Origin of the sequence: Winogradskyella wichelsiae (assembly GCF_013403925.1) — a bacterium.
GTDB lineage: Bacteria > Bacteroidota > Bacteroidia > Flavobacteriales > Flavobacteriaceae > Winogradskyella > Winogradskyella wichelsiae.
The window spans coordinates 208,257-223,970 of sequence record NZ_JABFDJ010000001.1; the positions used below are offsets into that span (position 1 = coordinate 208,257).

At 32.2% G+C, this 15,714-nt stretch carries 13 protein-coding genes; 11 read left to right on the forward strand and 2 right to left on the reverse strand.

From position 1 onward, the window contains the following. The first annotated feature begins 75 nt into the window (after window positions 1-75). Window positions 76-534 carry a GAF domain-containing protein gene (locus HM985_RS01000; protein WP_179374446.1) on the forward strand — a complete coding sequence of 153 codons (459 nt, stop codon included), beginning with the start codon at window positions 76-78 and terminating at the stop codon, window positions 532-534. 16 nt (window positions 535-550) lie between these two features. Here HM985_RS01000 and HM985_RS01005 read toward each other — a convergent pair whose 3' ends face one another. Beyond that, window positions 551-1,804 (reverse strand): ABC transporter permease, encoded by a 1,254-nt coding sequence (locus tag HM985_RS01005; RefSeq protein WP_179374447.1) that lies wholly within the window; start codon window positions 1,802-1,804, stop codon window positions 551-553. Between the two features lie 212 nt (window positions 1,805-2,016). Here HM985_RS01005 and purH point away from each other — a divergent pair, with 212 nt between their 5' ends. The 6 genes from purH (at window position 2,017) to rodA (ending at window position 9,353) form a co-directional block, all read left to right on the forward strand. Next, entirely contained in the window at window positions 2,017-3,546 is a 1,530-nt protein-coding gene (gene purH / locus HM985_RS01010; protein ID WP_179374448.1) for a bifunctional phosphoribosylaminoimidazolecarboxamide formyltransferase/IMP cyclohydrolase, read from the forward strand. Window positions 3,547-3,775: 229 nt separating this feature from the next. Further along, complete coding sequence (locus HM985_RS01015) at window positions 3,776-4,804, forward strand: rod shape-determining protein (RefSeq protein ID WP_179374449.1); 1,029 nt, start codon at window positions 3,776-3,778, stop codon at window positions 4,802-4,804. Between the two features lie 10 nt (window positions 4,805-4,814). Beyond that, window positions 4,815-5,636 (forward strand): rod shape-determining protein MreC, encoded by an 822-nt coding sequence (gene mreC, locus HM985_RS01020; protein WP_179374450.1) that lies wholly within the window; start codon window positions 4,815-4,817, stop codon window positions 5,634-5,636. Then, window positions 5,629-6,135 carry a rod shape-determining protein MreD gene (locus tag HM985_RS01025; RefSeq protein WP_179374451.1) on the forward strand — a complete coding sequence of 169 codons (507 nt, stop codon included), beginning with the start codon at window positions 5,629-5,631 and terminating at the stop codon, window positions 6,133-6,135. Before mreC ends, HM985_RS01025 begins: the two co-directional genes overlap by 8 nt. Next, window positions 6,132-8,066, forward strand: coding sequence for a peptidoglycan D,D-transpeptidase FtsI family protein (locus HM985_RS01030; RefSeq protein WP_179374452.1), 1,935 nt, complete (start codon window positions 6,132-6,134; stop codon window positions 8,064-8,066). The genes HM985_RS01025 and HM985_RS01030 overlap by 4 nt, the downstream gene beginning before the upstream one ends. 6 nt (window positions 8,067-8,072) lie before the next feature. Beyond that, window positions 8,073-9,353: a rod shape-determining protein RodA gene (rodA, locus tag HM985_RS01035; RefSeq protein ID WP_179374453.1), complete on the forward strand. Its 1,281-nt coding sequence runs from the start codon at window positions 8,073-8,075 to the stop codon at window positions 9,351-9,353. 57 nt (window positions 9,354-9,410) lie between these two features. Here the strand turns inward: rodA and HM985_RS01040 are convergent, their stop codons facing one another. Then, entirely contained in the window at window positions 9,411-12,041 is a 2,631-nt protein-coding gene (locus HM985_RS01040) for a valine--tRNA ligase (protein WP_179374454.1), read from the reverse strand. 187 nt (window positions 12,042-12,228) lie between these two features. Here HM985_RS01040 and HM985_RS01045 point away from each other — a divergent pair, with 187 nt between their 5' ends. The 4 genes from HM985_RS01045 to HM985_RS01060 all read left to right on the forward strand — a co-directional run bounded on the left by HM985_RS01045 (window position 12,229) and on the right by HM985_RS01060 (window position 15,714). Then, window positions 12,229-12,654, forward strand: coding sequence for a DUF1573 domain-containing protein (locus HM985_RS01045; RefSeq protein WP_179374455.1), 426 nt, complete (start codon window positions 12,229-12,231; stop codon window positions 12,652-12,654). A gap of 120 nt (window positions 12,655-12,774) precedes the next feature. Then, a complete protein-coding gene (locus HM985_RS01050; RefSeq protein ID WP_179374456.1) occupies window positions 12,775-13,965 on the forward strand; it encodes a pyridoxal phosphate-dependent aminotransferase in 1,191 nt (396 codons plus the stop codon). Then, entirely contained in the window at window positions 13,965-14,978 is a 1,014-nt protein-coding gene (gene murB, locus HM985_RS01055) for a UDP-N-acetylmuramate dehydrogenase (protein WP_179374457.1), read from the forward strand. The genes HM985_RS01050 and murB overlap by 1 nt, the downstream gene beginning before the upstream one ends. Window positions 14,979-15,180: 202 nt before the next feature. Then, a complete protein-coding gene (locus HM985_RS01060) occupies window positions 15,181-15,714 on the forward strand; it encodes an RNA polymerase sigma factor (RefSeq protein ID WP_179374932.1) in 534 nt (177 codons plus the stop codon).

Genomic DNA, 15,714 nt, shown 5'->3' on the forward strand with positions numbered 1-15,714 from the left:
TTTGGTGTTAAATTTATAAAAACAGTAATTTAAAATAGTGTATTTTAGATACTTTTGTAAAAAGTTATTACAACTATGAATTTACAAGACTTAAAACCAGAAATAAAATCGATCATCGCGCAAGAAAATCTAAGCTTAGATGAGCGATTATTGAAGATTTGTGAAACTCTAGAAGCTAACATAAGTTACTATAACTGGGTTGGATTTTACTTCAAAAATGGAGATAAAAACGAATTAAAATTAGGACCATACGTTGGTGAACCTACAGACCATGTTATTATTCCATTTGGAAAAGGAATCTGTGGACAAGTTGCTGTAAGTAATGAAAATTTTGTAGTTCCTGATGTCGCTGCACAAGATAATTATATTGCTTGTAGTATATCTGTGAAAGCCGAAATTGTGATTCCTATTTTTGTTAATGGAGAAAACGTTGGACAAATAGATATTGATTCTGGTACTCCAGACCCTTTTACCGAAGCTGATGAACGCTTTTTAGAATTTATATGTAAAGAAGTTGCGACACTATTAGTTTAAAAACTTCTATCATAAATTACATTCCTGTTCTAATAGCTTCTACAGGATCTAACCTTGAAGCTCTTAAAGCAGGAATTACACCTGAAATTAAGCCTATTATAGAAGATATAAAAAATCCTAAAAGCATATTTTGTATCGAAAGAACAAACTCAAAATCATCGGTAAGGCTACTCCCTATTAAGGTACCTATCCAAACTAAAAACAAACCTACAAGACCACCGACTACTGCTAAAATCACAGCCTCGAACAAGAACTGGAATAAAATGAATCTATTTTTAGCCCCTAATGATTTCTGAATTCCAATAAGATTCGTTCGTTCTTTTACACTTACAAACATAATATTAGCAATTCCAAAGCCACCTACTAAAAGTGAAAAGCCACTAATAACCCAACCGATGAGGTTTAATATCCCTAAAATTTGATCAATAGCATCCTGAAAACCAGAAATAACACTAATAAAAAACGTATCTATTTCATCTACCTTTAAACCACGTTTATTCCGCATCATTTGAGTAAGTTCAGCTTTTACTCCGTCGATATCAGCTCCTTTTTCAGGTTTTATGATCACAATATATTTCATAAACGGATTGTTATCACCGTATCTATTTCTTACATAATTAGCAGGTAGAAATATAGAAACATCATTACTATCACCAAACAAGCCAGAACCCTCTTTTTTAACAACTCCAATCACAGTAAATTTTTGGCCATATAGACGTACTTTTTTACCGATAGGCTCTAACTCTCCAAAAAGCGATTTTGCGATTTCTGAACCAATAACCACAACTGGTCGTCCCGAACTTGATTCAGATTCGTTATAAAACCTTCCTTTTTCAAATTCCATAACCTGAATGTCAATAAACTCATGAGATACAACAACCGTATTTACACTACTTACTAATTCAGATTCATATCTTATATTTTCACGCTTTACAAATAACTGCAATGCAACATGTTCTACTTCAGAAACGGAAGCTTTTATACTTCTATATTCATTATAAGACACCTCATCAAAAGTTTCTCTTTGCCATCGTGGTACATCTGTTGGTCCAAAAGACATATTTGCTAAATACATGGTATTACTATCTAGAGAACTTAATTGAGAAGTAATCGTTTTATCCAAAGAATCTACCGCTGCCAAAACAGCTATGATAGAAAAGATACCAACAGTAACACCTAAAAGTGATAAAAAAGTTCTGAGTTTATTATTACGAAGTGCATTAATTGCAAATGAAAAACTTTCTTTTAGTAAACGTAAATAGACCAGCATGCAACGGTTGTTTTTATATAAAATTCATCCTAAAATATTCTATTTCCTACAAAATAAAACGTCTTATGAATTCAACATTTTAAATATAGGACGTTTTCAACAATTTATTGTTACAAAAAACTGAAAGAAACTCGTTTTAGGACAAAACTATAACTCTGAATATACGTATTTTTGCACCATCAAAATCACAATACAACATACAACACAACATTATGAGTAACAAAACCATTTCGTCAGCACTAATTTCGGTATTTAGTAAAGATGGATTAGCACCTATTGTAAAAAAATTAAACGACTTAAATGTTACAATTTATTCTACAGGAGGGACAGAAAAATTTATTAAAGACTTAGGTATCGATGTCGTACCTGTAGAAGATGTTACATCTTACCCATCCATTCTTGGTGGTCGTGTAAAAACATTGCACCCTAAAGTATTTGGGGGTATTTTAAATCGTCAAAATCACGAAGGTGATGTGGCTGAAATCAAAGAATTTGATATTCCTCAAATAGATGTAGTCATTGTTGACTTATATCCTTTTGAAAAAACGGTAGCGTCAGGAGCAAGCAACCAAGATATTATTGAAAAAATTGATATCGGAGGAATTTCTTTAATTAGAGCGGCTGCAAAAAACTATGCAGATGTTACTTGTGTTTCTTCTGTTGATGATTATGCTGAATTTTTAGAATTATTAGAATCTAAAAATGGTGAAACGTCTGAAGATGACAGAAAGCAATTTGCAGCAAAAGCATTTAATGTATCCTCTCATTACGATTCTGCAATTTTTAATTACTTCAACAAAAATCAAGAAATTCCGACATTAAAAATTTCAGAAAACAACGGAAAAGTTTTACGATATGGTGAAAACCCACATCAAAAAGGATTTTTCTTCGGTGATTTTGATGAGATTTTCACAAAACTACACGGTAAAGAATTAAGCTACAACAATCTTTTAGATGTTGATGCCGCTGTAAATTTGATGTTAGAATTTAAAAACGACGCACCAACATTTGCTGTTTTAAAACATAATAATGCATGTGGTTTAGCGCAACGTGATACTTTACATCAAGCTTATGTAGATGCTTTAGCTGGTGATCCTGTTTCTGCTTTTGGTGGAGTTTTAATCAGTAATACTGAAATAGATGTTGCTACTGCCGAAGAGATTCACAAATTATTCTGTGAAGTTGTTATTGCACCTTCATTCTCTGCTGAAGCTTTAGAAATATTAAAAGGAAAGAAAAACAGAATTCTTTTAATTTTAAAAGATATTGAAATGCCTCAAACAAATGTAAGAAGTTGTTTAAATGGTGTTTTAGTTCAGGACAGAAATAACATTACAGATACACTTGAAGGTTTAAAAGCCGTTACAAAAACAACGGCAACTTCAGAAGAATTAGACGATTTAATATTTGCTTCTAAAATATGTAAGCATACAAAATCGAATACCATTGTTTTGGTAAAAAACAAACAATTGTGTGCTAGTGGAACAGGACAAACAAGTAGAGTTGATGCTTTAAACCAAGCGATTCATAAAGCGCAATCATTCAAATTTGATTTAAAAGGAGCTGTAATGGCTAGTGATGCATTTTTTCCTTTTCCAGATTGTGTAGAAATTGCGGACAACGCAGGTATTTCAGCTGTTATTCAACCAGGTGGTTCTATCAAAGATGAATTAAGTATTAACTATTGTGATGATCATGATGTAGCTATGGTATTTACAGGAACTCGTCATTTTAAGCATTAAAATAAAAACGTAACAATATTTTATTTAGAACCTAGAGTCAAAAATTGATTCTAGGTTCTTTTTAGGTTAAAGCATCAAGCAAACCTATCCTGGACGGACTTATTTTTTAAAATCAAAAAAAGTACAGCAATAAACGTCTAATATCATATAAATATCGTATTATTTATTACATTTACAGATAGTCTAATTAATTAAGACAAAATCAACCCAAAATAATCAATAATAGCACATGGGATTTTTTGATTTCCTTACGGAAGAGATAGCCATAGATTTAGGAACCGCAAATACATTAATCATCCACAACGATAAAGTTGTTGTTGATAATCCATCGATAGTCGCAAGAGACCGCATTAGCGGAAAAATCATAGCCGTTGGTAAAGAGGCCAACATGATGCAAGGAAAAACGCACGAAAACATTAAAACCATTCGTCCTTTAAAAGACGGGGTTATTGCTGATTTCGATGCCTCTGAGCAAATGATAAGTATGTTTATTAAAAACATTCCCGCATTGAAAAAGAAATTTTTCAATCCTGCTTTACGAATGGTTGTTTGTATTCCATCTGGAATTACGGAAGTAGAAATGCGTGCCGTAAAAGAATCATGTGAGCGTGTTAACGGTAAAGAGGTCTATTTAATACATGAACCTATGGCAGCCGCTATTGGTATTGGTGTAGACATTATGCAGCCAAAAGGAAATATGATTGTTGATATCGGTGGTGGAACCACTGAAATTGCAGTTATCGCTCTTGGAGGAATTGTTTGTGATAAATCTGTAAAAGTAGCAGGTGATGTTTTTACAAATGATATTATCTATTACATGAGAACACAACATAACCTATATGTTGGTGATAGGACTGCTGAAAAAATAAAGATTCAGATTGGTGCAGCAACAGAAGATTTAGAATTACCTCCAGAAGACATGAGCGTTCAAGGACGTGATTTATTAACAGGAAAACCAAAACAAGTTCAAATTTCATTTCGTGAAATTGCTAAAGCCTTAGATAAATCTATTTTAAGAATTGAAGATTCTGTAATGGAAACCTTATCTCAAACTCCACCAGAGTTAGCTGCTGATATTTATAATACCGGAATCTATTTAGCTGGAGGTGGATCAATGTTGAGAGGATTAGACAAACGTCTATCTCAAAAAACAGATTTACCTGTATATATTGCAGAAGATCCTTTAAGAGCTGTGGTTAGAGGTACAGGAATTGTCCTTAAGAGCTTATCTAAATACAAAAGTATATTGATTAAATAAGAAGTAAATAATGCAACAAATATTCAATTTTGTTATAAGAAACAAAACCTTTCTGTTGTTTTTATTACTTTTAAGTATAGCCTTATCGCTCACTATTCAGTCGCATTCGTATCACAAAAGTAAATTTATAAATTCAGCTAATATTTTAACTGGAGGAGTTTATGGTACAATGAACTCTGTAGACCAATATTTCTACTTAAAAAAAGAAAACGACCTCCTTGTTGAAGAGAATAGGTTTTTAAGAGAAAAACTGCTTAATTTACCTATTGTAAAAGATTCAACTCTTATAGATACCACATATCAAAAATCTAAATATAGAGTGACCACCGCTGAAGTTTATAAAAACAGTTATTCTTTACCGAATAACTATCTTACTTTAAACAGAGGAAAAAACGATAGCATAAAGGAAGATCTTGGCGTTATTACTTCTAATGGTATTATAGGAATTATAGACAATACGTCTAAAAATTATTCTAGAACATTATCTATCTTAAATCAAAAGAGTCAAATTAACGCGCAACTGAAGTCTTCTAATCATATTGGATCATTAACATGGAACGGAAAATCTCCTGTCTTTGTACAATTAGAGGATGTGTCTCAATTCGCACCAATTAAAGAAGGAGACACCATTATAACAGGTGGTGAATCTTCAATATTTCCAAAAGGAATTGGCATTGGTACAATTGATAGTTTTAAAACAGATATTAGTGGAGATACTTACACAATAGAGGTTAGGTTGTTTAATGATATGACTAATCTTGGCACAGTGTACATTTTAGAAAATCTAGACCGAAATCAAATTAGAACATTAGAAAACAAAAGTGATGAATAATGTGACTGGTACAAATATCGTTCGGTTTATTTTACTACTTTTAATTCAAGTTGTAATATGTAATCATATTAATTTTTTAGGCTACATCAATCCTTACGTCTATATTATTTTCATATTTCTATTTCCTGTTAGAGAAGAACGACTTCTATTTCTCTTTATCAGTTTTATGTTAGGACTTCTTGTAGATTTATTTTCAGATTCTGGTGGTGTACATGCAGCAGCTGCAGTAAGTTTAGCCTACGCCAGACCATTACTTCTAAAAAGCTCTTTTGGTATGCTTTACGAGCATCAATCGATTAAGTTTAATACCACCGAAATCGGAAGCTTACTTAGTTATATTACAATCGGGACGATACTTCATCATTTAATTCTTTTTTCTTTAGAAGTTTTTAACGTTTCTGAAATACTTTTAATCTTAAAGAAAACGTTATTCGCTAGTATTTTCACTATTATACTTAGTGTCTTACTAATAATTTTATTTAGTCGAAACCGAAAATGAGAAAACTGTTATTACTTACAACTGTTATTCTTGTTGGCCTTGTTTTTATAGCGCGTTTATTTTACCTTCAAGTTTATGATAATTCTGCGTATAATATTTTTGAAGATATTGCCATCAAAAAAGAATATAATTACCCCAAACGCGGTTATGTTTATGATAGAAATGGCCAATTACTAGTTGCTAACCAACCATCTTATGATGTTATGGTTATTCCTAGAGAAGTAACCCCTCTAGATTCGTTAGAAATTAATGAGTTTTGTAATCTTTTAAAAATAACAAGAGAGGATTACGATAAAAAACTAAAAAAAGCAACAAACTATTCACCTAGACTTCCATCACCTTTTGTGCCTCAGCTTTCAAAAAAAGATTATGCTGTGCTTCAAGAAAAAATGAGAAAATTTGAAGGGTTTTATATTCAAAAACGCTCACTTAGATCTTATCAAACAACCATTGGTGCTAATGTTTTAGGAGATATTGGAGAAGTTAATCGTTCTATCATTGAGAAACAACCCTACTATAAGTTAGGTGATTTAATTGGTAATCAAGGTGTAGAAAAAACATACGAAGACGTTTTGCGTGGCGTTAAGGGTATTAAATTTATTCAAAAAGATAGATTCAACAAAAATATTGGCCCTTACAAAGAAGGTATTTATGATACCTTACCAAAACCAGGCAAAGACATTACCATTACTATTGATGCAGAGTTACAAGCTTATGGTGAATTATTAATGAAGCATAAACGTGGGGGAATCGTAGCCATTGATCCAAATAATGGAGAAATATTAGCCATGGTAACAGGTCCTAGTTATAATCCAAATGATTTAGTCGGAAGAAATCGTTCTAAGAATTACACAAAATTACATTATGACACAATAGCAAAACCGTTATATGACCGGGGACTACTAGCGCAATACGCACCAGGGTCACCCTTTAAAGTTATGAATGCACTTATTGGACTACAAGAAGGAGTTGTCGATGTTAATGATACTTACACATGTAGAATGGGCTATTATTATGGTAGTAGAAAACTAACAGGTTGTCATCACCATAGCAACCCAACCAATATGAATTGGGGTATTTCTCAATCTTGCAATGGTTATTTTGTTAATGTGTATCGCAAAATCATAGACAAATATGATGATGCTGGTGAAGGAATGAACGTTTGGGCTAATCATGCTAAAAGTTTTGGCTTAGGTAACTTTTTAAATAATGATTTGTCTGTAGGTAGAAAAGGTAGAATTCCAGACGGGGATTATTACGACAGAGCTTACGGTGATAACCGTTGGGGTTCAACATATATTGTGTCTAACGCCATTGGCCAGGGAGAGGTTGAAACAACCCCTATTCAATTAGCCAACATGACAGCCGCAATTGCCAATCGAGGTTATTATTACACACCTCATATTATAAAAAATATTGAAGGAGATACTATTCCAAAAAAATATACAACACCAAAATACACAACAATAGATAAAGAAAATTTTGAACCCGTTGTACAAGGAATGTTCGATGTTTATAATTATGGTACTGCAGTGCATTTAAAAGTTCCTGGTATTGACATCTGTGGAAAAACGGGAACCGCAGAAAACTTTATTAAAATAGATAGCGTAAAAACACAACTGACAGATCATTCCATTTTTGTTGCTTTTGCTCCAAAAGACAACCCGAAAATAGCAATTGCTATTTTTGTTGAAAATGGCTATTGGGGAGGTCGTTTTGCAGGAAAAATGGCGAGCTTAATGATTGAAAAATACATTAACGGTAATATTACACGAACAGATTTAGAAGATTGGATTTTAACTCATAGCTTAGAAAACGAATACAAAAAACCTTATTCTGGTGAACCTTTTCAAATAAACAGAGGATCACAACTCCAAGTCATTGATAATTACGCTGTAGAACTGCCGGATACAAGCGACTTAAAATTATAAATTTACATGCTAAGAGCAAATCAAAGACACTTTAAGTTCGATTGGATTACTATTATTCTATTTTTATTATTAGTAGGTTTTGGGTTTCTTAATATTTTATCAGCTTCACATATAGGTGAAATTACTAGTTATTTTGACACCGATCAACTTTACGGTAAACACATGATGTTTATCGGGTTAACCCTTGTCCTCATTGTCTTAATACTCTCGGTTGAAGCTAAATTTTATGAACAATTTGCGAGTGTCATTTACGTCGTCGCCATGCTTGCCTTAGTTGGCCTATTCATTTTTGGAAAAGAAGTGAATGGAGCACGCTCATGGTATGGTATTGGTAGTATGACGATTCAACCTAGTGAATTTGCTAAATTTGCTACAGCACTTGCTGTTGCTAGGTATATGAGTGATTTGCAAACCAACATGCAAACCATTAAAGATCAAATTAGAGTGGCGGCTATAATCTTTACCCCTGCGCTACTAATTTTACTTCAAAATGATGCTGGTAGTACTATTGTCTATCTATCCTTTTTCTTTGTTTTTTATAGAGAAGGTTTACAACAAGTATACTTAACAATAGCTTTAAGCCTGATTATACTTGCCGTAATTGGTTTAAAATTTGGTATTTTAATTACTGCCATAGTCGTTGCTGTTATCATTTTTACTTTCTATTTTTCAAGAAAGAAAAAACGAGGAGCACTTATTCAACATATTACTGTTCTCGTTGCTTGTGTCCTATTTTCTTATGGTGTAAAATTGTTTTATGACCATGCTTTACAGCCACATCAACAAAATAGAATTAGTCTTTGGTTACGTTTAGAAAAAGACCCTGCTAAACTTGAACGAATGAAAAAGGTAGAAGCTTACAACCTTATTCAGTCCGAACACGCTATTAGTTCTGGTGGCCTTAAAGGAAAAGGATTTCTTCAAGGGACAAGAACTACAGGTAAATTTGTACCAGAACAACACACCGATTATATTTTTAGTACCGTTGGTGAAGAATGGGGTTTTATGGGGACGAGTTTTGTTGTACTCCTTTTTGTGATGCTTATAATTCGAATATTATATCTTGCTGAAGCACAAAAATCTCAATTTAGTCGTGTCTATGGCTACGGAGTTGCGTCAATATTATTTGTCCATTTCACCATTAATATAGGTATGGTTATGGGCTTAATTCCAACTATCGGAATCCCTCTACCCTTTTTTAGTTATGGAGGCTCAGGACTTTGGGGTTTTACTATTCTACTCTTTATTTTTGTAAAATTGGATAGTAATAAGATTAATGAATGGTAAATAAAAAAGACCACCTTTACGGTAGTCTTTTTTATTATAAAATATTTTAAAAAAATTTTATTTCAAACTCGCTAAACTCGCTTTGATTGTTTCAATCTTAGCTAAAGCATCAGCTTCTTTCTTTTTCTCAGAAGCTACAACTTGCTCTGGTGCACCTGCTACAAAACGCTCGTTAGATAGTTTCTTTTGTACAGACTTAAGGAAACCTTCTGTATAACTTAACTCTTCAGTAAGCTTCGCTATTTCAGCCTCAACATCTATACTTCCTTCCATCGGAATAAAGTACTCGTTAGATTTTACGCGATAAGTTAAAGCACCTTCTACAGCTTCCGTTACATAATCATAACTCTCTAGATTACCCAATTTAGAAATTACAGCATCAAAAGTAGTTGTTGCATTTTCATTATTAACCACAGAGAAACTAATAGCATCCTTAAAAGCTATATTCTTTTGTTTTCTAATGTTTCTAATTCCTGAAATAACTTCTGAGGCAAAATCGAACTCAGAAATTAAAGTTTCATTAATAGGTTTTGCTTCTGGCCATTTTGCTATAATTAAAGCTTCTTCTGGTGAACGCTCTTTAATATATTGCCAAATATCTTCCGTTAAGAAAGGCATAAATGGATGAACGATTTTTAAGTTATCTTCAAAAATAGACATTACTTTGTTGTAAGTTGTTCTATCTATTGGTTGTTGATAAGCGGGTTTAACCATCTCTAACATCCAACCACAGAAATCATCATAAATCAACTTATAAATAGACATTAAAGCATCACTTAATCTGTATTTACTAAAATGATCTTCTATTTCTACTAATACAGACTGAAACTTAGCTTCGTACCATTCTAAAGCAATTTTACTTGAGTTTGGTTGTTCAATATCTGCAACTTCCCAAAGGTTCGTTAATTGAAAAGCATTCCATATTTTGTTACCAAAACCTTTACCTTGTTGGCATAATGTTTCATCAAACATTAAATCGTTTCCGGCTGCAGAACTTAATAATAAGCCTACTCTTACACCATCTGCTGTATATTCTTCAATAAGTTTTAAAGCATCTGGTGAGTTACCAAGAGATTTAGACATTTTTCGTCTTTGTTTATCTCTCACTAATCCTGTTAAATAAACATTTTCAAAAGGCTTTTCATCTTTATATTCATAACCAGCAACAATCATACGTGCAACCCAGAAGAATAAAATATCTGGACCCGTTACTAAATCGTTGGTTGGGTAATAGTATTTTATTTCTTCATTTTCAGGATTACGAATACCATCAAAAACACTCATTGGCCACAACCAAGAACTAAACCATGTATCTAAAGCATCTGTTTCTTGTCTTAAATCTTCTGTTTTTAAATCTGAATTCTTTGTTTTCTCTTGTGCTAATTTTAAAGCTTCATCTATAGTTTCTGCAACTACAAAATCTTCTTTTCCATCCCCATAATAAAATGCAGGAATTTGTTGTCCCCAAAGTAATTGACGTGAGATATTCCAATCACGAATATTCTCCATCCAGTGTCTGTAAGTATTTTCAAACTTCTTAGGAAAAAGTTTAATATCACCATTCTTTAAAACAGCATCGATAGCAGGTTGCGCTAAATCTTCCATTTTTAAAAACCATTGATCACTTAAACGTGGCTCAATAACAGCCTTTGTACGTTCAGAAGTTCCTACTTTATTAATATGATTTTCAGTTTTAACTAAAATACCAGCTTCTTCTAATTCTTTAGAAATTGCTTTTCTAACTACAAAACGATCTTGACCTTCGTAATGCATTCCGAAGCTATTTAAACTCGCATCATCATTAAAGATATCAACCACTTCTAAATTATGTTTATCTCCTAAACCTTTATCGTTTTCATCGTGAGCAGGTGTTACTTTTAAACAACCTGTACCAAATTCAACATCTACATATTCGTCTTCAATAATAGGAATAACGCGTCCACAAATAGGAACAATCGCTTTCTTTCCTTTTAAGTGTGTAAAACGCTCATCATTTGGATTAATACAAATGGCGGTATCACCAAAAATTGTTTCAGGACGTGTGGTTGCGATGGTTAACTTTTCGTCACTGCCTTCAATTTTATATTCTAAATAATAAAGTAAGCCTTGTTTTTCAACATGGTTTACTTCTTCATCAGATAACGTTGTTTTTGCTTCAGGATCCCAATTCACCATTCGGTAACCTCTATAAATTAAGCCTTTATTGTATAAATCAACAAACACTTTAATTACAGCTTCAGACATATCATCGTCCATGGTAAATTTAGTTCTGTCCCAATCACAAGAACATCCTAACTTTTTAAGTTGGTCTAAGATAACACCACCATATTCTTCTGTCCACTTCCAAGCGTGTTCTAAAAATTCTTCGCGAGATAGGTCATTTTTATCAATGCCCTGCGCTTTTAGCTTAGCCACAACTTTTGCTTCTGTAGCAATAGAGGCATGATCCGTTCCAGGAACCCAGCACGCATTTTTCCCCATTAAACGTGCACGACGAATCAATACATCTTGAATGGTATTGTTCAACATATGCCCCATATGTAATATTCCTGTAACATTTGGAGGAGGAATAACTATAGTATAAGGTTCTCTTTCATCTGGCACAGAATGAAAGTAGTTATTTTGCATCCAGTAGTCGTACCACTTATTTTCTACTGACTGTGCATTATATTTTGATGGAATTTCCATGTTTTGGTATTGTTTTTGTAATATAACTGTCAAAAGTACTTATAATTCCTATTTCGAAAAATTATTAAGGTAATAATATGAGCTTAAAAACCGTAAAATCTGTTAAAAGCCATGCATTACAACTAATAAATTTTGATTGGAACGAAAAAGTGACTAGTTTTGACTAATCAATTTTAAAATTAAAATGATGAAAAATTTAATAGCAATTTTATTTGTAGGACTAATAAGCTTTGGTTCTTTCGCTCAAGAAAAAATAGCAAAAATCGAGTTTAAGACAGATGTTATTGACTACGGAACCATTGAGAAAGGTTCTAATGGAGTAAGAGTATTTGAATTTACAAATACAGGAGATGCACCTTTAGTAATTTCTAATGTAAAATCTACTTGTGGTTGTACGGTACCAAAGAAACCAAAAGATCCTATTATGCCAGGAGAAACCGGTGAGATAGAAGTAAAATACGATACTAAAAGAGTTAACCCTATTAGAAAAACAATTACTGTATTTTCTAATGCGGAAACACCTACTGTAGCTTTAAAAATTAAAGGTTTAGTGGTAGATTCTGATAAGACAAGTGTTTTAGAAAAGAAAAATAAAAGTATGCTAGAACAATAATCTAGTTTACAAATAACAGCTTAGAATGAGTCCTTAAATTAAGGGCTCATTTTTTTTACGCTTTTTAACCTATAAGCTTTAATAATTTTCAGAACTTTGCACTTTTAAAAATCATATTATATGCCAATAATATCAAACAAAGGCATCAACATGCCAGAATCGCCAATTAGAAAATTGGTACCGTATGCTGAAGCTGCACACAAACAAGGAAAAAACGTTTACTACCTCAATATAGGTCAGCCAGATATAAAAACTCCTCAAGTGGCTCTTGATGCCGTTAAAAACCACAATTTAGAAACTATAGCTTATAGTAGGTCTGAAGGTTCTGAGACTTATAGAGTGAAAATTGCGGAATATTACAAACGTAATTCTATAAATGTATCTCATAGCGATATCATTGTTACTACTGGAGGAAGTGAAGCTCTTTTATTTACATTTGGTAGCATCATGGATAAGGATGACGAAATTATAATTCCAGAGCCATTTTATGCTAACTATAATGGGTTTTCTATTGCTTCTGGTGTTAAAGTAGTTCCTGTAATTTCTAAAATTGAAGATAATTTTGCTTTACCTGCAATTGAAGAATTCGAAAAGCTTATTACTCCAAAAACCAAGGCTATATTAATCTGTAATCCAGGAAATCCTACAGGCTATTTATATTCTAAAGAAGAAATAAAACAATTGGCTGCAATTGTTAAGAAGCACGATTTATTTTTAATTGCTGACGAAGTTTACAGAGAATTTGTATACGATGGTATTGAACACTACTCTATTTTACAAGAACCAGGTTTAGAAGAAAATGCTATAATTATAGATTCTGTTTCTAAACGATATAGTATGTGTGGCGCACGTATTGGTTACTTAGTTTCAAAAAACAAAGAATTTATAAAAACAGCTTTAAAATTTGCGCAAGCAAGATTAAGTCCTCCTACATTAGCACAAATTGCTAGTGAAGCAGCTTTAGATACACCTCAAAGTTATTTTGATGATGTTAAAGAAGAATACGTAAAACGTAGAAATACGTTAATTACTGAGCTTGAAAAAATTGAAGGTGTAAAAGTTGCAAAACCTAATGGTGCATTTTATTGTATTGCTGAATTGCCCGTAAAAAATACGGACGATTTTGCTAAATGGCTTTTAGAATCTTTTGAATACAATAATGACACGGTAATGGTTGCTCCTGCTGCTGGTTTTTATTCTACACCTGGTGTTGGATTAAATCAAATTAGAATTGCATATGTATTAAACGAAGAAAGTTTAATCATTGCAGTTAAAATACTTGAAGAAGCTTTAAAAGTATATAAAGACTAATGACTATTATTAATAACGCTTCTTTAAAACCTTTTAACACCTTTGGTATTGATGCTAATGCACAATCTTATTGTGATATTAGGTCTATGGAAACGCTTAAAAATATTCTTAGAGAACAGCATTCTAAACCGCTCTTTTTTTTAGGAGGCGGGAGCAATATGCTATTGACCAAGGATATTGAAGCACTCGTTCTTCATATTAACTTAAAAGGTATCGAGGTTGTTAGCGAAACAGACGATAGCGTTATTATTAAAGCCATGGCTGGCGAAAACTGGCACAACTTTGTACTCTGGTGTTTAAAGCATAATTATGGTGGTATTGAAAACCTATCCTTAATTCCTGGAAATATGGGTACAGCACCAATACAAAACATTGGTGCTTATGGTGTAGAGCTTAAAGATGTATTTGTAAGTTGTGAAGCTATAAACGTAAATCATCAAAATTTAAAAATATTTTCAAAATCAGATTGTAATTTCGGTTATAGAGAATCTATTTTTAAACAAGATTTAAAAGGTAACTATATAATTACTAGCGTAAATTTAAAATTGACTAAAAACAATCATAAATTACGAGTAGATTACGGAGCTATTAAAAATGAATTACACGCTTTACAAATAGTAAACGCAACAATTCAAGACATCTCTAACGCCGTTATAGCTATTAGACAAAGCAAATTACCAGACCCTAAAGAAATTGGAAATAGTGGTAGTTTTTTTAAAAACCCAATAGTATCAACAGAAGTTTTTAAAACATTACAAACTAACTTTTCTGACGCTCCATCTTATGCAATTTCAGCAGATGAAGTTAAAATCCCTGCAGGTTGGCTTATTGAAAAAGCTGGATTTAAAGGAAAGCGGTTTAAAGATTATGGAGTTCATGATAAACAAGCCTTAGTCTTAGTCAATTATGGTAATGCTAGCGGAAAAGACATTTTAGAGCTAGCACAACTCATTCAAAAAACTGTAAAAAGGTTATTTAATATTAAGATTGAGACTGAAGTTAACATTCTATAATAACAAAATACACAGTTTAAATTGTGACTTATAATTTAGAATAGTTTTACCTTCTTAAAACACTATTAATCAATCCCTTTTAAGATATAGAACTATTCTATTTTTTTATATAGGTCACCATTTGGTGTATTTAATTATATTTACGCCTACAAATTCATTATTAGACGTTTTAAAACATCAAAAAAAACAAGATTTTAGTATTTTGAGTATTACTCCTACAGAACAAAAAATTATCGATTATCTTCAAAAAGGAGATAAACGAGCGTTGAATTTGCTATATGAAAATTATTCTAATAGTCTTTATGGTGTGATTTTAAAAATCACCATTAATGAAGAAGTAGCGCAAGATGCCCTCCAAGAAACCTTTATTAAGGTCTGGAAAAATCATTTGAAATACGACCCAAAAAAAGCAAAACTTTTTACATGGTTGTTCCGTATTGCTAGAAATACAGCCATAGATAAACTAAGAAGTTTTAATAATCGTTATCATAAAGAAGTCCAAATTGAAACTTCTAACGTATATATTCTACCAACAACAAATTTCAATGAAGATGTCATGGACATTAAGAAACATGTTGGAACACTAGAAGAAAAATATCAAATTGTGTTAGATGCTTTATTTTTTCAAGGTATGACACAACAAGAAGCTAGCGACGAATTAGATATTCCGCTAGGAACAATTAAATCTAGATTAAAAATAGGATTGAGAGAGCTGAAAAAAGTCTATAATCCATAA